Origin of the sequence: Paracoccus wurundjeri (genome assembly GCF_030678915.1) — a bacterium.
In the GTDB taxonomy this organism is placed as follows: Bacteria; Pseudomonadota; Alphaproteobacteria; order Rhodobacterales; family Rhodobacteraceae; genus Paracoccus; species Paracoccus onubensis_A.
The window spans coordinates 129,539-152,107 of the sequence record NZ_JAUUTZ010000002.1 but is presented as its reverse complement, the minus strand read 5'-3'; the positions used below and the strand labels follow the sequence as shown (position 1 = coordinate 152,107).

The following is a 22,569-nucleotide window of genomic DNA, read 5'->3' as shown; positions in this document are numbered from 1 at the left end:
TCAGCCCTTCGTGCCAAAATTGGCAATAGCCTGCGCCAGTTCCCGATGGGACTGCGCGTAATCCGCAAGCGGGATGCCTGCCATCATAGCCTCATGCGCCTGCCGCAGCGAGATCAGTCCCGCCGCCGGGCCGCCCGGATGCGCCATGATCCCGCCGCCGGACAGGAACATCAGGTCATCCGATCCCAGTTGCGTCAGCGTGTGCGGCAGCGTGCCAGCCCATTGGCCGGACGAAAAGATTGGCATCACCCGGTCATCGCCTGCCAGAAACGGGGTCAGGCAATGCCGCGCGGCGTCGGTCACATCTTCGTTGAGATCCGAGAATTTCCCGCCCATCCCATGCACATGCATGTGGTCTATCCCGGCCAGACGGTAAAGTGTCTGATAGGCGCGTACCCCCATGCCCAACAGCGGATGCCGCCCCATGCCGCCATAGCCGTTACGATGGCCGTGGATGGCAAGGGGGCTGTGGCGCCGCAGCGATTGCACTGCTGCCATGCCGACCCAGTTCAGCGAGACCATCGCGCAAGAACCCTCTTCGGCAGCCAGAAGATCGGCGTGACGACGCATCGCATCGGTTTCGTCGGTGATATTGAAGGCGACCATGACAAGCTTGCCGGTCCTGTCCCGATATCGGCGGATTGCGGCCATCACCGCGCGTATCCTCGCATCGACCGGCGCATGGGGATGGGTTCCGGCGATCTCGTCATCCTTGATGAAATCGGCACCGGCCTCGCATAGCCGTCCGACCAGATCTGCGATCTCGTCTGCCGAAAGGCCTATATTCGGTTTGATGATCGTGCCGAATATCGGACGATCCCCGACGCCCACCGAGGCCCGGGTGCCAGCGATCCCCATCGAGGGCTGATCGTAGCGTGCGCGATATTCGGGGGTCACCTCGACATCCATAAGCTTCAGCCCGGTCACTTCGCCCAGATCATAAAGATTACCGGCCACCACCGAGGCCAGCGTAGGAAGATTTACTCCCACATTGTCCTCGGGATAGTCGATCACCACGCGGAAGATGCCGCGCGGCCCGGTCAGCCCCTTGCGCTCTGCCCAGGCCGAGCGCAGCGTAGGCGCTTCCGACTGTCCGATTTCTTCGGCGGTAATCACGGTTGCACCAAAGCGGGCGCGCAGATCGTCGGTTTCGCCTTCGACGCGGACAAAGGTACCCGCGCTTTGTTCCCCGGCCATCATTGATGCGACTTCGGCAATCGGACAGGGCGTTTCGACGTGATAAGTTGCACGGATCATCTGGTCAGATCTTCGAAAGATCGGGGAAAGGGCGGACACGATCCTGACCGTCCCAGCCTTCCGAGGCGGCGCGGATCAGATCGAACATGCGGCCCTTGGGGCCCTTGACCTCGGACAGTTCGATACAGGTGCCGGGATGCGTCTCGCGGTCGAAATAGGCAAAACGCCCGTTTTCTCCAACCTTGCCGGACATCTTCACGCGGAAGCCCTCGGCCTCCATCAATGCCAGATCGCGGTCATAATCCTCGGTCCAGCAGGCGGTATGTTGCAGGCCCCAATTCCCCGCATCGGTGAATTCCTTGTAGCATGACGGGACCGTGTTGCGGCACTGGATCAGCTCGACCTGAATGTAGCCGGAGTTCGCCAGCGCGACCGAATTATGCGGCTCGTAGCTTGTGCCTTCGAAAACGTAATCTTCGATCGGCACCCGTGGATTATAGAAGAAGGGGCCGATGCCCATTACCTCGGACCAGTGCTTCATCGCCGCTTCGATATCCGGGACGACGAAGCCAAGCTGGCGGATCGGGCCAATAAGACGGCTCATGGGTTACTCCATCAGATAATTGGGCAACCAGGCACTGAGGCCCGGAAACAATGTGACAAGCGCAAGCGCCACGACAAGCGGCAGGAAGAACGGCGCCACGCCGCGCACGACCTCGCCGAAGGGCATCTTCGCAGCGATGGACATCATGTAGAGGCTCATCCCGACCGGAGGCGTCAGCAGGCCGATCATCAGGTTCAGCACCATGACCACGCCGATCTGCTCCGGCGGGGCTCCGGCCTCCAGAAGCGCAGGCGTGACGATGGGCGCAATGATCAGGATCGCGGCGATGCTTTCAAGAAACATGCCGGCGACCAGCAGGACCAGATTCAGGATCAGCAGCAACACCAGCGGATTATCTGAAATCCCCAGCATCCATGCGCCGGCTTTGGCAGGGATCTGATCCATCGTCAGCACCCAGGCAAAGACCGCTGCCGCTGCCACCACGAACAGAATATTCGCCGTGGCAAGAACCGTCTCGCGGGTGGTGTCGATCAATGCGCGCAAGGTCAGCGTGCGGTAGACCAGAATGCCGATCAGGATCGCATAGGCGACGGTGATGCCTGCCGCCTCGGTCGGGCCGAACATTCCCGAAAGCAATCCGCCGATCAGCAGAACCGGCGTCAGCAATGCCGGAAACGAAATCAGCGAAAGTTTCAGGAAGGCAGGAAGCGTCGGAGAGACATCATCGCGCGGCAGATTCTGCCGTCTGGCGACAAGCGCGATATAGCCCATCAACATCATGGTGATCAGCAAGGCGGGTACAATGCCGGCGAGCAGCAGTTTGACACCTGACACCTCGGCAGCGGTGGCGAAAATGATGAGCGGGATCGAGGGCGGAAAGATCGGGCCGATGGTAGCCGCGGCGATCGAAAGGCCTGCGGCAAAGCGGCGGTTGTAGCCCTGCGCCTGCATTTCACGGACCTGCATAGCGCCCATCGCCCCGATATCGGCCAGCGCAGCGCCCGACATGCCGGCAAAAACCAGCGAAAGCAGCACGTTCACATGCGCCATGCCACCGCGGACCCGCCCCACCACCATGCGTACCAGATCAAACATGTAGCGCGTGACGCCGGTGGCGGTCAGCAGCCCGGCAGCAAGGATGAACATCGGCACGGCCAGCAGGGGTGAGCTGTCGATGGAGTTGACGGCGCGTTGCAGAAGCACCGAAAGCGGCAGCGAATACCAGAAGATGGTAATGCCCGAAGACAGGCCGAGCGCAACCGAGATCGGCGCGCGGATCACAAGAAGGATCGCGAAGATAACCAGAAGTGTAAGGGTCACGCCGAGCCCCTTTCATTGATCAGGATCGACCAGATCCGCCAGGCCGCCATTACGATCACAAGCCCAAGGCAGAGAAGGATCGGAGAATAGAACCAGATATTCTGCACCCCAAGCGCGGGCGTCCGGAATTTCCAGGCACGGAACAGATAGAGATATCCGCCCAGGATACTTAATGCGGAGAAGGCGATCACCGAAAGCTCCGCCAGGATCAGGCACAGTTTTTGCGGCATGGGCGGCATCAGGTCGACAAAGACGTCGACGGCGACATGCTGGCCCCTTAGCGCCAGAACCGGCGCCGCCAGATAGACGCAGAGCACGCCCGCCACCCGAGAGATTTCCTCGGCCCTGGGCAGACCCATGTTCCAGACGTTGCGGGCCACGATCTGGGAAACGATCAGTCCTACGATCAACAGCATCAGCCCGGTCGCGACCGCCAGCAGCGCATCGGAAATCCGCACCAGCGCCCGCGGCGCGGGCACCGGTTCAGGAAGGGCAACGGGATCGGTCATCTCAGGAGATCGCCTCGACCTGAGCATAGAATTCGCCATACTGACTGTCGAATTCCTGGGAGATCCGCGCGGTCACCTTGTCGCGGAAGGCAGACAGATCGAGACCCGCGGCCTCGTCCACGACGGTCATTCCCTTTTCTTGCAGCGCCTCGAGGTCGGATGTTTCCGAAGCCTGCATCTCGTCAGAGGCACGAGCGCGCGTCTCGGCTGCCGCCGCGGTGATGGCCTCTTTGTGGGGATCGGCCAGACCTTGCCAGACATCATCATTCATCATCACCATCTGCGCCGCGGAGGTGTGCCCGGTCAGCACCAGATGCGTCTGCACATCGGCCAGATTTGCCGTGAGGATGACATTCAACGGGTTTTCCTGACCGTTGACAACGCCGGTTGCCAGCGCGGTCGGTACCTCGGACCAGTCGACCGGGACCGGAACGGCGCCCAGGCCCTCGACCGTCGCCATATAGATCGGGAACGGGATCGCCCGGACCCGCTGACCCGCCAGATCCCCGGGGTTCTGCACCATCTGGTTCGTCGTCAGATGCCGGGTGCCGAAATAGAATCCATAGACAACCCGGGTCCCCGAAGCCGCCACCAGTCCCTCATTGAGTTCCTGCATGAGCGGTCCGGAAGTATCGGTCACCTTCAGAAGGTGGTCCACATCGCGATAGAGATAGGGCGTATCGAATGCGGCAAACGGTGCGTAAAGAGAACCGATAGCGCCTGCGGTATTGTGCGAGAAGGCGATGGAGCCGGTCGAGACGGCTTCGGCCAGTTCCTGCAATTTGCCAAGCTGCGAATTCGGAAAGATCTGGATGGTGATCTCGCCGCCGGTCTTCTCGGCCACGGCCTCGGCGAACCATTCGGCCTGAGCGCCGGCAATCGAGTTGGGCGTGTGCATATGGCCGTAACGCAAGGTTGTCGCGGCATTGGCGCCCTTGCCCAGCATGGGCATAGCCAAGGCGGCGCCACCGGCGATGATCAGGCCACGCCGCGAGATGCGGATCGCGTTCGTCATTATGTCCTCCCCCTGTTCCATTTTGCGCAGAAAATCCGCTCTGGCGCATTGACCTGCAAGCTAGGCGATGCACATATGCGTCACAACGAAAGTTTTTTGATGGATTTTGATGGGTTCTTCCCGACCAGCCCGTTCCGGTATCCGCGACATTGCCCGCGCGGCGGGCGTTTCGGAAGCAACCGTCGATCGTGTTCTGCACGGCCGGCCGAATGTGCGCCGGGCCACAGCCGAACGGGTCCTAAAGGCCGCCGCCGAAAACCGCTATCTGCCCGATGCCGAACTGGCGAAACTGGCCCGCAGGGACAGAAAACGCCTGATCGTGGTGCTTCCCGGCAGCGCCAACTCCTATATTCGCGGCCTGAACGACGAGTTGCGGATATGGGCACAAACACGCGATCGCGGCGCTCGGATCCAAAGCTTTCTGGTGGATTCGATGGAACCGGGCGAGATGGCCCGCTGTTTGCGACGGCTGGGGCGCAAGGCAGATGCGATTGCGTTCTTTGGTGTCGACCATCCGGTGGTGCGCGATGAGGCCGATGCTCTGGTCGATGCCGGCAAGACGGTGATGACACTGATCAGCGACGTCACCGGCTGCCGCCGGCAGGCATATATCGGCATCGACAATCTGGCCGCGGGACGCACGGCAGCCTTTCTGATGGCCCGCGCCGCGCCGCCCGGGGGCGGTAAGGTGGCAGTGGTCGCCGCCACCCGCCATTATCGCGCCCATGTCGAGCGGGAGCTTGGCTTTCAGGAACTGATCCAGCGTGATTGGCCGCATCTGCAATTCGCGGGTACGGTCGAAGGGCAGGACGACCCGCAGATCAACGCCCGGCTTACCGCCGAATTGCTGGAAAGATCGCCCGATCTGATCGGCATCTACAATGTCGGAGGATCATCCGAGGGGATCGGGGCGGAACTGCGCCGCCGCACGAATACGGGACGTGTCCAGCTGATTGGCCACGGTCTGAGCCCGGGAACCAGAAGGATGCTATCGGAGGGCGTCATGAGCGCCGTACTGACACAGCGAAGCCAGACTTTGCTTGAGGTCATGGTCGATCAATTGCATACGGCCGCGGCACCCACATTTCTGCCGCTTCAATTCGTGTTTCCGACCAACCTGCCATGACCGGCCCCGCGGAAACCGATTCCGTCGTGATGCCGACACCAGAGCGAAGATCGGGCAGACAAGGGCTTAAGCAGGCAAGGGCTTGAAACGTCATCTCGAAAATGCGCGTCCGAACCATCCGGAAACACCGCTTGCAGAACCAATCGGCGGCGGCCTAAACTCGAACAGAATCCGAAACAGGGGCCCCGTTCCCAGACAACCTATGCGTTCCGGAAAACTCTGATGACGGACAGTTCCGACCGCCCCTGCATCCTGATCCGACGAGACAGGAAGCCTGCGCCAGCTTCACCGCCTCCCAGCCCTTGCCAGGAAAAGCACCATGCGCATCGACCGACGAAACGACCTGGACCTGCGCCTTGTAGAGTCATTCGTTGCGGTCATGGAGCGAGGGACGACGCCGGCGGCCGCCGAATATCTGGGACTGTCGCAATCGGCGGTCTGGAATGCGATCCGAAGCTTTGAGGCTCAGCTTGACGTTACGCTTTTCCAGCGTCAGGGGCGACGGTTGGAGCCGACGGATGAGGGCAGGCTGATCTATGATGACCTTCGCCCACTGATCGGGGTTCTTGAGGATCTCTCGAAACGTCTGCATGCGCTTAAACACAGGAAACGCGGGCGAATTCGGATCTTCGCGAGTCCGCCGATGGGGCATGCAGTGCTGCCGCCTGCATTGCTGCGTGCCGTCGCCGGTTGCGAGGGCCTGGATGTCGAAGTCACCGTTCAGGAACCCGAAAGGGTCAGGCATTCGGTCGAACTCGGCCTCGCGGATCTGGGGCTGGCGATGGGTCAGCTGGAGAATCCGGGCGTTCAAACCAGACGATTGGGCGAAGCCGAGCTTGTCGCGATCCTGCCGCGGGACCATTTGCTGACCATGCGGGCCGTGCTGGGGCCTTCGGATCTGGCTAAATATCCGGTGATCGGTATCGGGCCGGTTCTGTCCACGCTGGTCGTCGGCGCTTTCGCTCAACAAGGTGTCCGCTACGAGCCGCGGCTTGAAACGGCTCAGGCGCAGACCGCTTGTGCGATGGTCAATGCCGGCCTTGGGGTGGCGGTGGTCGATCCATATACGGCAGCCCTGTCTGCCGGCCTTGGTATCGTCACCCGCAAATTCGCGCCGGTCACGCGGGTCGCCGCGATTGCCATGTTACCCGAATGCGCCGAACCGAATGAGATGATGAGCCTGCTGCTTGAAAATCTTGCCGCGACCGTCGCCGAAATGGAACCGGTCGGCTGGGGCTGAGCATATCATGAAATCTTCTTAAAAATTATCAAATCTGAATAATAATTCATAAGCTCATGCCGAAGGATGAGATGGCGAACGGATCCTCATAAGATAATTTTATATATTTCAATAAATTAAAAGTTTATTGCTTAATATTTTAGCTGCGTCGCAGCAAGGCTCTGGTTTTCGTTGACGGATCAGCTGCGCCCCCGCGTATCATGGAACCATACAAATAACATGATCGGATCGGAGGGCGGAATGAACCCGGCAACCACGGTGATCCAGCGGTGCGTCTCATGAATGATCACGCTGATTTTCTGCTCGTGAATGGCAGGATCTGGAAGGGCTTGGGACTTGGATTCGCAGAGGCGCTGGCCTGCAGGCAAGGAAAGGTTCTTGCGACGGGTGCGGATGCCGAGATCATGACGCTTGGCGGGCCGGATACGCGCGTTATCGATCTGAACGGGCGATTGGCGACTCCGGGACTGAACGATGCACATCTGCATCTGCACATGTATGGGTTGGCCATGGCCGAGGTCGATTTGCGCCCCAAATCCGCGCCTACACTGGCGGCCCTGCTTGATGCGCTGCGGACCAAAGCGGCCGACACACCGAAAGGAAAATGGATCACCGGTCGCGGTTATGATCATTTCAAGCTGGAGACCGGTCGCCATCCTTACCGCGAAGAGCTGGACGAAGCCTGTCCCGATCATCCGGTCTATATCGTGCGCACCTGCGGACATCTGGCTGTCGCCAACAGTGTGGCGCTTGAACTGGCGGGCATTACCGACGACACGCCGTCTCCGGAAGGCGGGCTGATCGAACGGCAGAATGGCCGGCTGACCGGTCTTCTGGCTGAAACCGGCCGCGAGGCGGTGATTGCGGTGCTGCCGGAACTCACAGTCGAGATGCTGATCGACGCCATCGAACGCGGCGGCAGGGATCTGCTGTCTTACGGCATCACCTCTTGCATGGAGGCCGCTATCGGCATCCGTGAAGGCTGGCCCGAGATGGAGGCTTATCTGGCCGCGAAAAAGCAGGGACGACTGCCGCTGCGCGTCTATGGCTGCGTCATGGGCGACAAGACGCGCTCGATTCTGGAAAAGGCGACCGAAGCGGGGATGATCACCGGTACGGGTGACGAGATGTTCCGGCACGGACCGGTCAAGATCTTTACCGATGGTAGTGCAGGCGGGCGGACGGCAGCGATGACCTGGCCCTATCTTGGCGACGATCCCGACGACAAGGGGCTGTTGTGCATCCCGGATCAGGCAGAGCTGACCGGCATGGTCGTGGCGGCCCATCGCGCGGGCTATCAGATGGCCATCCATGCCATTGGCGATGCCGCGATCGATCAGGTGCTGGAGGCCTATGAGGCGGCCCTGACCGATATGCCCGTTGCCGACCGCCGTCACCGGATCGAGCATTGCGGATGGCTGCGCCCCGATCAGATGCAGCGGATGATCGACATGCATATCATCCCGGTGCCTCAGCCGTCTTTCCTTTACTGGTTTGGCGACCTCTACTGCACGGTGGCGGAACAGGAGCGGGTCGAGGCTTCGCATCCGATGCGGACCTGGATCGAGGCGGGGCTGAACCCGTCGGCTTCGACCGATTGCCCGGTGACCGAGGTCGACCCGATGCCGGTGATCTACAACATGGTCACGCGCAAGACGTCGAACGGCACGGTTCTGGGCCCCGAACACCGGCTGAGCATGGAAGAGGCGCTGCATGCCTATACCGGTGCCTCTGCCTACGCCTCGCATGAAGAGACGATAAAGGGGCGGCTGGAACCCGGTCAGCTTGGCGATATCGCGGTGTGGGAACGCGATCTCTTCAGGATCGATCCCGAAGAGATCACCGCCACGCGCTGCGATATGACGATCCTTGGCGGGCGGATTGTTCACGAGCGGGAAGGACAATGATCGAAACGATCCTCAACCGGATACTGGTATCCATCCCGGTTCTGTTCGGGGTGCTGTTCCTGGGTTTCGCCCTGGTTCAGCTTGCCCCCGGAGATCCCGCGCGGGTACAGGCCGGGCCGACCGCGCCGCCCGAGGTGGTCGAACAGATCCGGGCGGAAATGGGGCTCGATCAACCCGTGATCGTGCAATTCGGCAAATATATGGAGCGGCTTGCCCACGGCGATCTGGGTCGTTCGCTGATTTCGAACAAATCTGTCACAAGTGAGCTTGCCGCGGCGATTGTTCCGACGATCGAGCTGATGGTGGCCAGTCTGTTCTGGTCGATCCCGCTTGGTATCGCGATGGGAACGCTGGCGGCGGTCTGGCGCGGCTCGCTTTTCGACCGTTTCATCATGGCGATTTCGGTTGCTGGCGTATCTCTGCCGATCTTCTTCATCTGCCTGATCCTGATCCAGTTCCTGGGCGTCAAATTTCCGCTTTTTCCGTTTATCGGGCGGGGCGGACCGCTTTGGACGATGGAAGGGCTAAGCCATATCGCATTGCCTGCATTGTCGCTTGGGATGATCTTTATCGGGCCGGTATCGCGCATGACCCGCTCTTCGGTGCTCGAGGTGCTGCGGCTGGACCATGTCCGCACCGCCCGCGCAAAGGGATTGCCCGAATGGCAGGTCATCCTGCGCCACGGGCTTCGCAACGCCCTGATCCCCGTCGTCACGCTGGTGGGCTTGCAGATCGGTTATCTGCTGGGCGGTGCGGTCGTGACCGAAACGATCTTTTCCTATCCCGGCATCGGCAGGCTTGCCGTCGGCGCAATCCTGTCATCGGATTTCCCCTTGACGCAGGGAACCATCCTGGCCCTGGCAGTGGGGTTCATCCTTGTGAACCTGATCGTCGACATTCTCTATACCCAGCTTGATCCAAGGGCGCAGAAAACATGACCGCAACCGGGACAGAAGGCGGCGACCAGGCGATCCTGCCCGAAGCGCCGGCGCCCGCCCGACGCCGCGCATGGTGGCGGGCATTGCTGCGCGATCGTGCGGCGGCCCCTGCCATGCTGTTGCTTGCCGCGATCGTGCTGGCAGCAATTCTGGCGCCGTGGATCGCGCCCCATGATCCCAGCGCGAACTCGCGGGCGGTCATGCAGCCCCCCGCATGGACAGAGCGCGGGACATGGGAATATCTGCTGGGGACCGACAGTCAGGGACGCGATATCCTGTCGCGCGTCCTTTACGGAACACGGCTGACATTGCTGATCGGCCTCGTGGCGGTCGGGATCGGCGGTATCGTCGGCTCGGCTCTCGGTTTGTTGTCCGCGATGTATCGCCGGATTGACCCGTGGATCATGCGGCTCAACGACATGATGCTGTCATTTCCCGCGATTCTGCTGGGGCTCGCGCTGGTTGCAGTGGCGGGGACCGGGGTCCTGCCGGTTATCGTCGCGCTTGGTATCGCATCGATACCCGACTGTGCCAGGATTGCCAGATCGATTGGTATCGGCGTGATGGGTCAGGAATATATCGAGGCCGGACGCGCCGTCGGCCTGTCGGATCTGGCGATTTTCCGGCGTTACCTGCTGCGTAACTCGATCTCTTCGATCATGATCTTTCTCAGCCTGCGTTTCGGGCAGATCATCCTGATCGGCGCGGCGCTCAGCTTTCTGGGACTTGGGGCACAGGCGCCTGCCTCGGAACTGGGGATGATGGCGGCACAGGGGCGCGACACGCTGCTGTTTGCGCCACATATCGCCACGATCCCCTCGGTTGTGATCTTCGTTATCGTGCTGTGCGCGAACATCACCGGCGATGCATTGCGCGATGTTCTGGACCCTCGCCTTCAAACATAAACAACAGGGAAGCCCATCATGAAGAAATCATTGCTTTACGGAGCCATCGCGCTGGCGTTGGCACTGCCGGCCTCTGCGCAGGAGATCAATATCGTGCGCGAAGTGGACAGCAACAATTACGATCCGCATAAATCGACCGCGCGATCCGCATCGGAAGTGCTGTTCATGCTGGGCGATACATTGGTATCGCTTGAGCCCGACATGAGCACCCTCACCGACGGGCTGGCAAAGGATTGGGAGGTCTCGGATGATGGTCTCACCTATACTTTCCATCTGAAAGACGGAATCAAGTTCTGCGACGGCCGGGAAATGACCGCCGAGGATGTCGTCTATTCGTTCGAACGCTGGATCGATCCGGAAACGAATTCGCCGGTGGCCTGGCGCGCGGGCGAGGTCAAGAGCATCACTGCTCCGGATCCCAAAACCGTCAAATACGAGTTGGAGGCGCCGTTCTCTGAATTATTGTATCAGCTGACGCAAAGCTTTGCGACGGTGGTCGACAAGAACAATGTCGAGGAACTGGGAGACGATTTCGGCGTAACGGGGTTCAACGGGACCGGCCCTTTCTGCTGGCAGGAATGGCTACCGCGCGACCGGCTGACCATGACCAGGCATGAGGAATACAGCTGGGGACCCGAATTCTACGAGAACAAGGGCGCTCCGCACATGGCCGCGATCACCTGGCAGATCGTGCCCGAAGGCAATACCCGGACGGTGGCATTGATGACCAATCAAAGCCAGATCACGCAATATATTCCCGCCATCGCGCTTGAGCAGGTGCAACAGGCCCCGACCCTTGAGACGGTTCGCTCGGACGCGGCATTCTGGACCTATTTCATTGGTTTCAAGATCGACAAGCCGGCGGTCGAGGATCCGGCGGTGCGCAGGGCGATCAATCTTGCCGTCGATCAGGAGGCACTGGCCCGCGATATCATGTTCGACGAGGTGACCCCCGCTTACAGCTATATTTCCGAGAATGCCCTCGACTGGGACAAATCTCTGGAAGACAAGCTGCTGCGCTATGATCCGGAAGAGGCGAAACGGATCCTCGACGAGGCCGGCTGGATGCCGGGATCGGACGGGGTTCGCGAAAAGGATGGCGTAAGATTGGCACCGGTTGCCTATATCCAGGGCGGTTCAACCTGGCAGGGCCTTGCGGAATTCGTACAGGCCGAGCTGCTGAAAGTCGGGATCGGGATGCAAATCCAGACCTTCGACGCCACCGTCTTCTGGGGCAAGATTTCCACGCAGGAATTCGATATGTTCGGCATGAGCTATCCCTATATTTCGGCGGGGGACGCCCTGAACCTTTATTTCCTGTCCGAGAATATCCCGACGCCGAACCGGATGAACTGGAACGATCCGGAAACCGATGAATGGCTGGCCGAAGGGCGTCACGCGACCGACGACAACACCCGTGCCGAAGCCTATGCCAAGGTGCTTAACAAGGTGCATGACGCCGCTGTCTGGCTGCCGCTTTATCACGAGCCGATGACCATCGTGCAATCCGCGGAACTGGAGACGGTCGTGCCGCACAACATCTATGGCTCGGGTCTCTACAAAGGGCTGGATTTGAAGTTCCGGGAGTAACGGATCCGGCGGGGCGTTGCTGCGCGCCTCGCCTCTGACAACAGGAGGCTTGAATGGACAGTGCAGAAGTCACCGTTATCCGGAAGGCGGACTGGATTATCGGCTGGGACGGGAAATCGAACCGCCATAATTTCCTTCGCGGGCAGGATGTCGCCTTTGCGGGTGACCGGATCTTGCAGGTCGGCGGGCGCTATGAAGGCCCGGCTGCACGCGAAATTTCTGGCGCGGGGCGGCTTGTCGCTCCGGGGCTTGTCGATATCCATTCGCATCCGCTTTCCGAGCCGCTGAACAAGGGTTTCCTGGACGAACTCGGCAGTCCCGGCCTGTACCAAAGCTCGCTTTACGAATTCATGCCGCTGTTCGGTGCCGATGATGAAGGACGCCTTGCCTGCACCGAGGTCGCGCTGTCCGAACTGATGCTGTCGGGGGTGACGACGCTGGTCGATCTGTCGGTGCCCTATGATGGCTGGCTTGATTTGCTGTCGCGCTCGGGTCTGCGGGCTGTGGCGGCGCCGATGTATCGCTCGGCCAGGTGGTTCACCAAGGACGGCCATGTCACGGAATACGAATGGGACAAGGCGGGCGGCGAAGCGGCGATGGCGGCTGCGATGGAGGTCATCGACAGGGCGGCTGCGGATCCTTCGGGACGCCTGTCCGGCATGATCGCTCCTTCGCAGATAGACACCTGCACGCCCGAACTGATCCGCGACAGCCATGCCGAAGCGGTCCGTCGCGGTCTGAAGATGCAGATCCACGCCGCGCAATCGGTTGTCGAATTTCACGAGATCACCAGACGCCACGGACGGACCCCGATCGAGTGGCTGGACGATCTTGGCGTGCTGGATGGCACGACTATCATAGGACATGGCATCTTTCTGAACGATCATCCCTGGGTGCATTGGCCACAGGCGCAGGATCTGGACCGGCTGGCAAGATCGGCCGCGGCGGTCGCCCATTGCCCCACGGTTTTCCAGCGTCGCGGGATCGCCCTGCGCAGCTTTGGCCGCTATCGCCGCGCCGGTATCCCGATGGGGATCGGCACCGATACCTATCCCCATAACATGCTGGAAGAGATGCGCCATGCATTGATCAATTCCCGCCTGATGAGCGGCGATGTCTTCGATCTGCGCACCTCGGATGTCTTTGATGCGGCCACGGTCGGCGGCGCGGCGATCATCGGGCTCGAGGATATCGGGCGGCTGGAGGCCGGAGCCAAGGCGGATCTGCTGATCGCCGATGTGACTCACCCGGCCATGCGGCCTGTCCGCGATCCGCTGCGCTCGCTGATTTACGTGGCGGGGGAACGGGCGGTAACCGACGTGTTCATAGATGGCCGTCAGGTGGTCGCGGATGGCCAGGTCGCGGCATTCGATCTTCCGGCCGCGCTGGACCGGCTGGAAGCTGCCCAGCGCCGGGCGGAAAAGGCGTTTACGTCAAAAGACTATGCCGGCAGATCACATCTGGCCGCATCACCGTTATCCTACGAGCTTGCCGATGGTTGACCCGGTTCTGTCGCTGCGCGATCTCGACGTGCGGTTCAACTCGGACGGCCATCAGCTGCGGGTGGTGAACGGCGTCGGTTTCGATCTGATGGCTGGCCAGACGCTGGGACTTGTCGGTGAATCGGGCTGCGGGAAAAGCGTGACCTCGCTGGCGATCATGCGGTTGCTGGCCAGCCCGCCGGCAGAGATTGCCGGTGGCGAGGTGATCTTCGAGAACCGCGATCTGCTGAAACTCTCGAAACGCGAGATGCGCGAGATGCGAGGCGGTCGCATGGGCATGATCTTTCAGGAGCCGATGACAAGCCTGAACCCTGTCTATACATGTGGCAGCCAGATCATCGAAAGTCTCAGGCGGCATTCGGGGCTTACCGGCAAGGCGGCGCGTGAGCGCGCGATAGAACTGCTGGACACCGTTCGCCTTCCCTCGCCCGAGAAGCGGGTGGATGATTATCCGCATCAGCTTTCGGGCGGGCAGCGGCAAAGGGTGATGATCGCTCTGGCGTTGGCCAATGATCCCACCGTGCTGATCGCCGATGAGCCGACGACCGCGCTGGACGTGACGATTCAGGCCCAGATCCTTGATCTGCTGCGCGACCTGCAAGAGCGCACCGGAACGGCGGTACTGCTGATTACCCATGATCTTGGGGTCGTGGCCGAGACCTGTCAGGCGGTGGTCGTCATGTATGCCGGGACCGTCGTCGAACGTGGCGAGGTCGGCGCGATCTTTGCCGATCCGCAGCACCCCTACACGGTTGGCCTGATGGCGGCGGTTCCGCGAATGGATGCGCTTCAGGGCCGGCTGACGGCTATTCCCGGATCGGTGCCGCCGCCATGGGAGCGCGTGGTCGGATGCCGCTTCGCGCCAAGATGCCCATTGGCAGACGATCGCTGCCGCAATGAACGCCCCACCCTGCGAGAGATCGCGCCGGGGCATGAGATCGCCTGCTGGAAAGCACCTATCGAAGGCGTCTCTGCGACAGGAGGACAATCATGACCGCGCTGCTGAGGACCGAGGGGTTGACCAAGCATTTTCCCGTTCGGCGCGGTACTTTGCGCAGGCAGGCCGGAACGGTGCAGGCGGTGACGGATGTGAGCTTCCAGCTTGAGGCGAATGAGACGCTGGCCATCGTCGGCGAATCCGGCTGCGGGAAATCGACGCTTGGGCGTGCGCTGCTGCGTCTGCACGAACCCAGTGGCGGCAAGGTCTGGTTGAAGGACATGGACATCACCGCACTGAACCGGCAGGGGCTGCGCGAAGCGCGAAAGCATATGCAGATCATCTTCCAGGATCCGTTCGGTTCGCTCAACCCGCGCATGACGGTGCGCGAAACGCTGTCCGAGCCGTTGCTGCTGCACGGGCTGGCGACATCCGCCACCGTCCGCGCCGAGGCGGATCGGCTGATCGATCTGTGTGGGTTGGCACGCTGGCATGCAGAGCGCTATCCTCATGAATTCTCGGGGGGGCAGCGGCAACGGGTCGGCATCGCACGCGCACTTGCCACCCGCCCGATGCTGATCGTCTGCGACGAACCGGTTTCGGCACTTGATGTCTCGGTTCAGGCCCAGATCGTCAATCTGCTGCAGGATCTGCAGCGCGAACTTGGGATGGCCTATGTTTTCATCAGCCACGATCTGGCCGTCGTGCGTCATATCGCCAGGAAGGTCGCGGTCATGTATCTTGGGCGGATCGTGGAGGAGGCGACGACCGAAGCCCTGTTCACGGCGCCGCGCCACCCATATACCCGCATGCTGATCGATTCGGCGCCACGTCCGGATCCGGCGGCGCTGCGACACAAAGCCTCTGCCAAGGGCGGCACGCCAAGCGCCTTGGCGATGCCCTCGGGCTGCGCTTTCCATCCCCGCTGCGTGCTTGCTGATGACCGTTGCCGCGCGATACGACCTGAGTTACGGCAAGTTGGTCAATCCCGCGTGGCCTGTCATTTTGCTGAAGCCGCGATCAGTGACAATGTTGTCCCCATCAAGGCGGATAGTCCAGCATTGATGCGCCGGTTGGCGGTTCTGGAACAGGCAAGGGCAGGACAGAAATGAAGGATCAGACAGCCATGAACGGCGCGGAAAGCTTGGTGCGCAGCCTTAGCGCAGGAGGGGTCGAGGTTTGCTTCGCCAATCCCGGAACATCCGAGATGCAATTCGTCGACGCACTTGACCGGACACGCCTGATGCGCTGCGTGCTGGGGCTTTTCGAAGGTGTCGTCTCGGGTGCGGCCGACGGTTATGCAAGGATGGCGGGCAAGCCGGCGGTGACGTTGCTGCATCTGGCGCCGGGTCTGGCGAATGCCGGAGCAAATCTGCACAACGCCAAAAAGGCGCGTTCGCCGATGCTGAATATCGTCGGCAACCATACTTTGCGGCATCTGCGTTATGATGCGCCACTGACGGCTGACGTGCCGGCGACGGCTTCCGTCTTTTCCGATTGGGTCCGCACGGCACAGACCGCGGATACGATTGCACGGGACGCGATCGAAGGACTGGCCGTCGCAACCGGTCATCCGGGCCGCATCGCAACCCTGATCGCACCGGCCGATATCGGTTGGCAGGAGGGCGGGGTAATCGCCCCGCCGATGCAGCCGCACGGGCCACGCGCACTGGATCCGCAGGTCATCGCCCGCGCTGTGTCCGCGCTTGGTCCCGATGCATTGATCCTGTGCGGAGGAACGGTGCTGGAGGATCCCGCCTCCACCCGGCTTCTGGCGGGTATCGCCAGACAGACCGGCGCGAAGCTGATGGCGCCGGGATCGAACCGCCGGATCGAACGCGGGGCAGGACGGGCGAATATTCCGCGCATTCCCTATCCCATCGACATGGCGATCGAACAGCTGGCTCCGTTTCGCCGCGCAGTGCTGATCGAGGCGCAGCCCCCGGTGGCTTTCTTCGCCTATCCGAACCGACCCAGCCTGTTGCTGCCAGAGGCATGCGAAGTCATCCAGCTTGCCGAATTCGATCAGGATGGCAGGGCGGCGGTGCAGGCATTGGCCGACAGTATCGGCGCAAAATCCGCACGTCTGACGGATCCTTCCCGCGCCGAAATTCCGCAAGCCGGACCGTTACAGGATCTCGCCCTGTCGGCGGCCATTGCCTCGGCGCTGCCCGAAGGGGCGATCATCATCGATGAAAGCCTGACCAGTGCCAATCAGGTCGACAGCATGTCGGCCGGGGCACCCCCACATTCCTGGTTGTCGATCACCGGCGGCGCGATTGGGATCGGCCCGCCTCTCTCTGCCGGGGCGGCGGTCGCCTGTCCCGATCGGCCGGTAATCGCGCTGCAGGCCGATGGCTCGGCCATGTATACGCTGCAGGCATTGTGGACGCAGGCACGCGAGGGACTGAATGTCACCACCATCATTTTCGCCAATAAAAGCTATGACCTGCTGAAACACGAGTTGTTCAAGGTAGGCGCCAATCCCGGTCCCGACGCCCTGAACCTGCTGGATCTGCGGCGGCCCGAGCTTGACTTCATATCGCTTGCTGCGGGTATGGGCGTACCGGGCCGCCGGGTCGATTGCGCAGCCGAGTTGCACCGTACCCTGTCGGACGCGGTTATCGAGCCCGGCCCATTCCTGATCGAGGCAATCCTGTGACCCATTTCGACTTTCTTTCCGGACGACGCCCGCCAAGCTATGCCAGCCAGGCGATGATCGCGACGTCACATCCCCTGTCGACCTCAGCAGGGCTTGCGGTTCTGTCCGAAGGGGGCAATGCGGTCGATGCGGCGATCTGCGCCTGCGCGGTCCAATGCGTCACCGATACGCATATGACCGGGATCGGCGGAGATTGCTTCGTTCTGTATGCGCCGGCAGGCGGCGGGGTTCGGGCGTTGAACGGGTCGGGCATGGCCCCCGCCGCCGCCTCGCCAGAGGCGTTGCGGGCAAAAGGGATCACCGAACTGACCCAGACCAGCCCGCATTCGATCACCATCCCGGGGGCGATCTCGGCATGGTGTCTGCTGCATGACGAATACGGGACATTGCCGCTTGACCGGCTGTTCGCTCCGGCGATCCGTTATGCGGAAGAAGGATTTCCGATCACCGCGCGGGTAGCGCGTGACTGGGCAGCCTTTGGCGACAGCCTGCAGCCGGGCGATCACGCCGCGCGTCTGTTCCTGCCCGATGGTCGTGCCCCGCGCGCCGGTAGGGTTCTGCGCCAGCCTTTGCTTGGTGCAAGACTGCGTGAGATCGCGTCAAAGGGTGCCGCAGCGTTCTATACCGGCGAAACCGCCGCGAAAATGTGCCGCTATCTGCAAGAATTGGGCGGGCTGCACAGCGAACAGGATTTTCATGATTCACTGTCGGTCGCGCGATGGGAAGAACCGATCTCGGCGTCTTATCGCGGTTGTGAGGTTCTGGAATGCGGGCCAAATGGTCAGGGGCTGGCGGCGCTTCTGATCCTGCGGATCCTCGAAGGCTTCGACATGGGGCCGCAGGTTTCGCAAGCGGATCGGATCCATCTTCTCGCCGAGGCGACCAAGCTTGCCTATCATCACCGCGATGCATTGATCGCCGATCCGGCATATTGCGAAGGACTGGCGCAACAGCTGCTATCGGACAAGGTGATCGAAACGCTTCGGGCGCGCATAGATCCCTTGCGGGCGGGTAAGCCGGTCCTGTGGACCGAGCCCGAGCACAAGGATACGATTTATCTTTGCGTGATCGATGCGGAAGGCAACGCGATTTCCTTTATCAATTCAATCTTTCACGCATTCGGATCGACCCGGCTCGATCCCGAAACGGGTATATTGTTCCACAGCCGGGGCTTGTCCTTCAGCCTGGACCCGTCGCATCCGAACGCCATCGGGCCAGGCAAGCGCCCGATGCATACGATCATTCCGGGAATGCTACGGGAAAACGGCCGGGTGACGATGCCGTTCGGAGTCATGGGTGGGCATTATCAGGCAGCCGGTCATGCGGGTTTCCTTTCGGCGGTTCTGGATCGCGGGCTGGATATCCAGTCCGCGATGGAAGAGCCGCGCAGCTTTGCCTTCAACGGCGAGTTGCAGATCGAACCCGGATTGCCGGATCCGGTTTGTCGGGAACTCGAAGAGCGCGGCCACCATCTTTCCGTGCAGGCGGGACCACTCGGAGGGGCTCAGGCGATCCGGATCGACAGCGAAACGGGGGTGCTGATCGGCGCGTCCGACAGCCGCAAGGATGGAATGGCTGCGGGTTATTAACAAGCGTCGACCGAGAGGCAGCCATCCCGGCGGGTTAACCTGTATGGTACCTTAACACATTCATAAAATTAATAAAATCTGAATTGCATTTGAGCATATCTGCACTGACAACCCGATAGCAACAAAATGCACCGGATTTGTTTTAGCTCATGATGACACCGTCATCTTCCCATATTGGGAAGCCCGTCGTTATCCCGATTGACGATGCCTTGTATTGACCCTGTCTGCCTCGGATCGGACAGGGCTATGCATGCTTTGTTTCTGGAAGCGTCAGTTCCCGGATTTGACGCAATTTCCACATCCTTCCAGCAAGAACATCCCGCAGTTACCCGAAGGGCGCAGGCTGCCTTCGATGCCTCCTGTCAACAGCTGATACCAAAGGGGGAGATTCTGGTGAGGTTTCGGTTGAAAGGTGGCATTGATTATGCCAGAGTTTGCCGAGGGGAGCCCCGCGGCCTTGTCGAATCAGAACCTGACGACGGCAACTGCCCTGCGGCCAAGAGACAAACGACACGTTGAACAGGAGGAGCAATAGCACATGACTGTCGTCACAAAACTCGAACCGTCCAGGGCCGATGCAGAGCCGGAACTGACGGATGGTTTTCATCTCGTCATCGATGCACTCAAGCTTAACGGTCTTACCACGATCTATGGTGTACCCGGCATTCCGATCACGGATCTGGGACGGATGGCGCAGGCGGAAGGCATGCGCGTTATCTCTTTCCGGCACGAACAGCACGCCGGTTATGCGGCGTCGGCTGCGGGGTTTCTGACGAAAAAGCCCGGGATCTGCCTGACGGTCTCGGCGCCGGGCTTCCTGAACGGGCTGACCGCGCTGGCCAATGCGACGACGAACTGCTTTCCGATGATCCTCATTTCGGGATCCTCCGAACGCGAGGTCGTCGATCTGCAGCAGGGCGATTATGAAGAGATGGACCAGCTGGCCATCGCCAAGCCGCTTTGCAAGGCAGCCTTCCGGGTTCTGCATGTCGAGGATATCGGCATCGGCATCGCGCGGGCAATCCGTGCCGCCGTTTCGGGACGTCCGGGCGGGGTTTATCTTGATCTGCCCGCAAAGCTGTTCCCGCAGGTCATCGAAAAGGAAGCCGGGCGGAAATCGCTGGTCAAGGTCATCGATGCCGCGCCGGCGCAATTGCCCGCACCGTCATCCGTCGAACGTGCTCTGGAGGTTCTGAAACAGGCCAAGCGCCCGCTGGTGATCTTCGGTAAGGGCGCGGCCTATGCTCAGGCAGATGATGATATTCGCGAATTCGTCGAGAAAAGCGGCATTCCCTTCCTGCAAATGAGCATGGCAAAAGGTCTGCTGCCCGATATTCATCCGCAATCCGCCGGGGCGGCACGGTCCACAGTGCTGAAGAATGCCGATGTGGTGATGCTGGTCGGCGCACGCCTCAACTGGCTGCTGTCGCATGGCAAGGGCAAAAGCTGGGGTGAGCCGGGCTCGAAGAAATTCATCCAGATCGATATCGAACCGAAGGAAATGGATTCGAATATCGAGATCGCCGCGCCAGTCGTGGGCGATATCGGCTCCTGCATATCCGCGCTGCTCAAGGGGTTGGGCGAGAACTGGCAGAAGCCACCCAGTGACTGGACCGACATGATCGATGCCAAAAAGGAAGAAAATGTCGCCAAAATGGCAGGGCGGCTGAAAAAGAACTCTACGCCGATGGATTTCCACGGCGCGCTTGGCGCTTTGCGCACGGTCATCAAGGAACGTCCCGACGCCGTTCTTGTGAACGAGGGTGCGAATACGCTCGACCTTGCCCGCGGCATCATCGACATGTACCAGCCGCGCAAACGGCTGGATGTCGGCACATGGGGCGTGATGGGCATCGGCATGGGATCGGCAATCGCGGCAGCGATCGAAACCGGCAAGCCCGTGCTGGCGATCGAGGGCGACTCTGCCTTTGGTTTCTGCGGCATGGAGGTGGAAACGATTTGCCGGTATAATCTGCCGGTCTGCATCGTGATCTTCAACAATAACGGCATCTATCGCGGCACCGATATCAATCCGTCGGGCGGCTCGGATGTCGCCACCACCGTTTTCGTCGATAATGCCCGCTATGATCAGATGATGACGGCCTTCGGCGGCAACGGGGTGAATGTGACAACTCCCGATGCGCTGTATAATGCGGTATCCGAGGCCATGGATTCGGGGAAACCCACTCTCATCAACGCGGTCATCGACCCGGCGGCTGGAACCGAAAGCGGCCGGATCGGCAATCTCAATCCGCAAAGCACGGTTGGAAAAAAGGCAGGAGGCACGAAATGAAAGCTCTTGAAGGAGTCCGCATTCTCGATTTCACCCATGTTCAGTCGGGCCCGACCTGCACGCAGCTGCTTGCATGGTTCGGCGCCGACGTGATCAAGGTGGAACGTCCCGGCGTGGGGGATATCACCCGCGGTCAGCTGCGGGACATTCCCGATGTGGACAGTCTGTATTTCACCATGCTCAACCACAACAAACGCTCGATCACGCTCAACACCAAGAACGAGAGCGGCAAGAAGGTTCTCGAAGAGCTGATCCGGAAATGTGATGTGATGGTCGAGAATTTCGCGCCCGGCGCACTTGACCGCATGGGCTTCACCTGGGAGCGGATTCAGGAAATCAATCCCTCTATGATCGTGGCCTCGATCAAGGGTTTCGGCCCGGGGCCATATCAGGATTGCAAGGTCTATGAGAATGTCGCGCAATGCACAGGCGGCGCGGCCTCGACTACCGGTTTCCGCGACGGCCTTCCGCTGGTCACCGGTGCGCAGATCGGCGATTCCGGAACCGGGCTGCATCTGTGCCTTGGAATCGTGACGGCATTGTACCAGCGAACCCGCACCGGGCAGGGCCAGAAGGTCTCGGCGGCGATGCAGGACGGCGTTCTGAACCTTTGCCGCGTCAAGCTGCGTGACCAGCAGCGTCTGGAGCATGGCCCGCTGAAGGAATACAGCCAGTTCGGCGAAGGGGTCGAATTCGGCGATTCCGTCCCGCGCGCAGGTAATGATTCCGGCGGCGGCCAGCCCGGTCGCATCCTGAAATGCAAAGGCTGGGAAAACGATCCGAACGCCTATATCTACTTCATCACCCAGGCCCCGGTCTGGGAGGCGATCTGCGACGTGATCGGCGCACCCGAATGGAAGACCGATCCCGATTATGCGACGCCGAATGCCCGCCTGCCGCGTCTCAATCAGGTGTTTGGCCGGATCGAGGATTGGACCCAAACCCGCGACAAGTTCGAGGTGATGGAGATCCTGAACGCGCGCGACATCCCTTGCGGGCCGATCCTGTCGATGAAGGAACTGGCAGCCGATGCGTCGTTGCGGGCGACTGGCACGATTGTCGAGGTCGATCACCCGACGCGGGGCTCTTACCTGTCGGTCGGCAACCCGATCAAGCTGTCGGGAAGCCCGACCGAAGTCACCCGCTCCCCTCTGCTGGGAGAGCATACCGACGTCATCCTGCGCGAAGTGCTGCAATTCGACGAGGGCATGGTTAAGGAATTGCAGCAAAGCGGGGCGCTTGGCGATCCTGCCAAGCTTGCAGCGGAATAGGCA

18 protein-coding genes are annotated in these 22,569 nt (G+C 60.9%); 13 read left to right on the top strand and 5 right to left on the bottom strand.

Translation table 11 applies throughout. The annotated features are described in order from the left end of the window. From Q0601_RS03060 to Q0601_RS03040, 5 genes are read right to left on the bottom strand one after another with little or no spacing between them, the layout of a single operon-like run. Complete coding sequence (locus tag Q0601_RS03060; RefSeq protein WP_305287003.1) at positions 1-1,257, bottom strand: RuBisCO large subunit C-terminal-like domain-containing protein; 1,257 nt, start codon at positions 1,255-1,257, stop codon at positions 1-3. 4 nt (positions 1,258-1,261) lie between these two features. Further along, a complete protein-coding gene (locus Q0601_RS03055; RefSeq protein ID WP_305287001.1) occupies positions 1,262-1,801 on the bottom strand; it encodes a VOC family protein in 540 nt (179 codons plus the stop codon). 3 nt (positions 1,802-1,804) lie between these two features. Beyond that, positions 1,805-3,082, bottom strand: coding sequence for a TRAP transporter large permease (locus Q0601_RS03050; protein ID WP_305286999.1), 1,278 nt, complete (start codon positions 3,080-3,082; stop codon positions 1,805-1,807). After that, complete coding sequence (locus Q0601_RS03045) at positions 3,079-3,591, bottom strand: TRAP transporter small permease (protein ID WP_305286997.1); 513 nt, start codon at positions 3,589-3,591, stop codon at positions 3,079-3,081. The genes Q0601_RS03050 and Q0601_RS03045 overlap by 4 nt, the downstream gene beginning before the upstream one ends. Position 3,592: 1 nt before the next feature. After that, entirely contained in the window at positions 3,593-4,606 is a 1,014-nt protein-coding gene (locus Q0601_RS03040) for a TRAP transporter substrate-binding protein (RefSeq protein ID WP_305286995.1), read from the bottom strand. A 109-nt stretch (positions 4,607-4,715) separates the two neighbouring features. Here Q0601_RS03040 and Q0601_RS03035 point away from each other — a divergent pair, with 109 nt between their 5' ends. From Q0601_RS03035 to frc, 13 genes are all read left to right on the top strand, one after another. Next, complete coding sequence (locus Q0601_RS03035) at positions 4,716-5,732, top strand: LacI family DNA-binding transcriptional regulator (protein WP_305286993.1); 1,017 nt, start codon at positions 4,716-4,718, stop codon at positions 5,730-5,732. Positions 5,733-6,051: 319 nt separating this feature from the next. Continuing rightward, positions 6,052-6,972 carry a LysR family transcriptional regulator gene (locus Q0601_RS03030; protein WP_305286991.1) on the top strand — a complete coding sequence of 307 codons (921 nt, stop codon included), beginning with the start codon at positions 6,052-6,054 and terminating at the stop codon, positions 6,970-6,972. A 278-nt stretch (positions 6,973-7,250) separates the two neighbouring features. Beyond that, positions 7,251-8,879 carry an amidohydrolase gene (locus Q0601_RS03025; RefSeq protein WP_305286989.1) on the top strand — a complete coding sequence of 543 codons (1,629 nt, stop codon included), beginning with the start codon at positions 7,251-7,253 and terminating at the stop codon, positions 8,877-8,879. Continuing rightward, positions 8,876-9,817 carry an ABC transporter permease gene (locus tag Q0601_RS03020; protein WP_305286987.1) on the top strand — a complete coding sequence of 314 codons (942 nt, stop codon included), beginning with the start codon at positions 8,876-8,878 and terminating at the stop codon, positions 9,815-9,817. The genes Q0601_RS03025 and Q0601_RS03020 overlap by 4 nt, the downstream gene beginning before the upstream one ends. After that, positions 9,814-10,722: an ABC transporter permease gene (locus Q0601_RS03015; RefSeq protein WP_305286985.1), complete on the top strand. Its 909-nt coding sequence runs from the start codon at positions 9,814-9,816 to the stop codon at positions 10,720-10,722. The genes Q0601_RS03020 and Q0601_RS03015 overlap by 4 nt, the downstream gene beginning before the upstream one ends. Before the next feature lie 18 nt (positions 10,723-10,740). After that, positions 10,741-12,312, top strand: coding sequence for an ABC transporter substrate-binding protein (locus Q0601_RS03010; RefSeq protein WP_305286983.1), 1,572 nt, complete (start codon positions 10,741-10,743; stop codon positions 12,310-12,312). A gap of 53 nt (positions 12,313-12,365) precedes the next feature. After that, positions 12,366-13,814 (top strand): amidohydrolase family protein, encoded by a 1,449-nt coding sequence (locus tag Q0601_RS03005; protein ID WP_305286981.1) that lies wholly within the window; start codon positions 12,366-12,368, stop codon positions 13,812-13,814. Then, positions 13,807-14,808, top strand: a complete 1,002-nt coding sequence (locus Q0601_RS03000; RefSeq protein ID WP_305286979.1) for an ABC transporter ATP-binding protein — start codon at positions 13,807-13,809, stop codon at positions 14,806-14,808. The genes Q0601_RS03005 and Q0601_RS03000 overlap by 8 nt, the downstream gene beginning before the upstream one ends. Then, positions 14,805-15,863, top strand: coding sequence for an ABC transporter ATP-binding protein (locus tag Q0601_RS02995; protein WP_305286977.1), 1,059 nt, complete (start codon positions 14,805-14,807; stop codon positions 15,861-15,863). The genes Q0601_RS03000 and Q0601_RS02995 overlap by 4 nt, the downstream gene beginning before the upstream one ends. Beyond that, positions 15,860-17,413, top strand: a complete 1,554-nt coding sequence (locus tag Q0601_RS02990) for an acetolactate synthase large subunit (protein WP_305286975.1) — start codon at positions 15,860-15,862, stop codon at positions 17,411-17,413. The genes Q0601_RS02995 and Q0601_RS02990 overlap by 4 nt, the downstream gene beginning before the upstream one ends. After that, complete coding sequence (locus tag Q0601_RS02985) at positions 17,410-19,002, top strand: gamma-glutamyltransferase family protein (RefSeq protein ID WP_370656086.1); 1,593 nt, start codon at positions 17,410-17,412, stop codon at positions 19,000-19,002. The genes Q0601_RS02990 and Q0601_RS02985 overlap by 4 nt, the downstream gene beginning before the upstream one ends. 538 nt (positions 19,003-19,540) lie before the next feature. Next, positions 19,541-21,295 carry an oxalyl-CoA decarboxylase gene (oxc, locus tag Q0601_RS02980; protein WP_305286973.1) on the top strand — a complete coding sequence of 585 codons (1,755 nt, stop codon included), beginning with the start codon at positions 19,541-19,543 and terminating at the stop codon, positions 21,293-21,295. Continuing rightward, positions 21,292-22,566, top strand: coding sequence for a formyl-CoA transferase (frc, locus tag Q0601_RS02975; RefSeq protein WP_305286971.1), 1,275 nt, complete (start codon positions 21,292-21,294; stop codon positions 22,564-22,566). The genes oxc and frc overlap by 4 nt, the downstream gene beginning before the upstream one ends. Positions 22,567-22,569 lie beyond the last annotated feature (3 nt).

Excerpts from the sequence above, each read along its gene's own strand:
- Q0601_RS03060 (WP_305287003.1), bottom strand. The coding sequence starts at position 1,257 with ATGATCCGTGCAACTTATCACGTCGAAACGCCCTGTCCGATTGCCGAA.
- Q0601_RS03055 (WP_305287001.1), bottom strand. The coding sequence starts at position 1,801 with ATGAGCCGTCTTATTGGCCCGATCCGCCAGCTTGGCTTCGTCGTCCCG.
- Q0601_RS03045 (WP_305286997.1), bottom strand. The coding sequence starts at position 3,591 with ATGACCGATCCCGTTGCCCTTCCTGAACCGGTGCCCGCGCCGCGGGCG.
- Q0601_RS03040 (WP_305286995.1), bottom strand. The coding sequence starts at position 4,606 with ATGACGAACGCGATCCGCATCTCGCGGCGTGGCCTGATCATCGCCGGT.
- Q0601_RS03035 (WP_305286993.1), top strand. The coding sequence starts at position 4,716 with ATGGGTTCTTCCCGACCAGCCCGTTCCGGTATCCGCGACATTGCCCGC.
- Q0601_RS03030 (WP_305286991.1), top strand. The coding sequence starts at position 6,052 with ATGCGCATCGACCGACGAAACGACCTGGACCTGCGCCTTGTAGAGTCA.
- Q0601_RS03025 (WP_305286989.1), top strand. The coding sequence starts at position 7,251 with ATGAATGATCACGCTGATTTTCTGCTCGTGAATGGCAGGATCTGGAAG.
- Q0601_RS03020 (WP_305286987.1), top strand. The coding sequence starts at position 8,876 with ATGATCGAAACGATCCTCAACCGGATACTGGTATCCATCCCGGTTCTG.
- Q0601_RS03015 (WP_305286985.1), top strand. The coding sequence starts at position 9,814 with ATGACCGCAACCGGGACAGAAGGCGGCGACCAGGCGATCCTGCCCGAA.
- Q0601_RS03010 (WP_305286983.1), top strand. The coding sequence starts at position 10,741 with ATGAAGAAATCATTGCTTTACGGAGCCATCGCGCTGGCGTTGGCACTG.
- Q0601_RS03005 (WP_305286981.1), top strand. The coding sequence starts at position 12,366 with ATGGACAGTGCAGAAGTCACCGTTATCCGGAAGGCGGACTGGATTATC.
- Q0601_RS03000 (WP_305286979.1), top strand. The coding sequence starts at position 13,807 with ATGGTTGACCCGGTTCTGTCGCTGCGCGATCTCGACGTGCGGTTCAAC.
- Q0601_RS02995 (WP_305286977.1), top strand. The coding sequence starts at position 14,805 with ATGACCGCGCTGCTGAGGACCGAGGGGTTGACCAAGCATTTTCCCGTT.
- Q0601_RS02990 (WP_305286975.1), top strand. The coding sequence starts at position 15,860 with ATGAAGGATCAGACAGCCATGAACGGCGCGGAAAGCTTGGTGCGCAGC.
- oxc (WP_305286973.1), top strand. The coding sequence starts at position 19,541 with ATGACTGTCGTCACAAAACTCGAACCGTCCAGGGCCGATGCAGAGCCG.
- frc (WP_305286971.1), top strand. The coding sequence starts at position 21,292 with ATGAAAGCTCTTGAAGGAGTCCGCATTCTCGATTTCACCCATGTTCAG.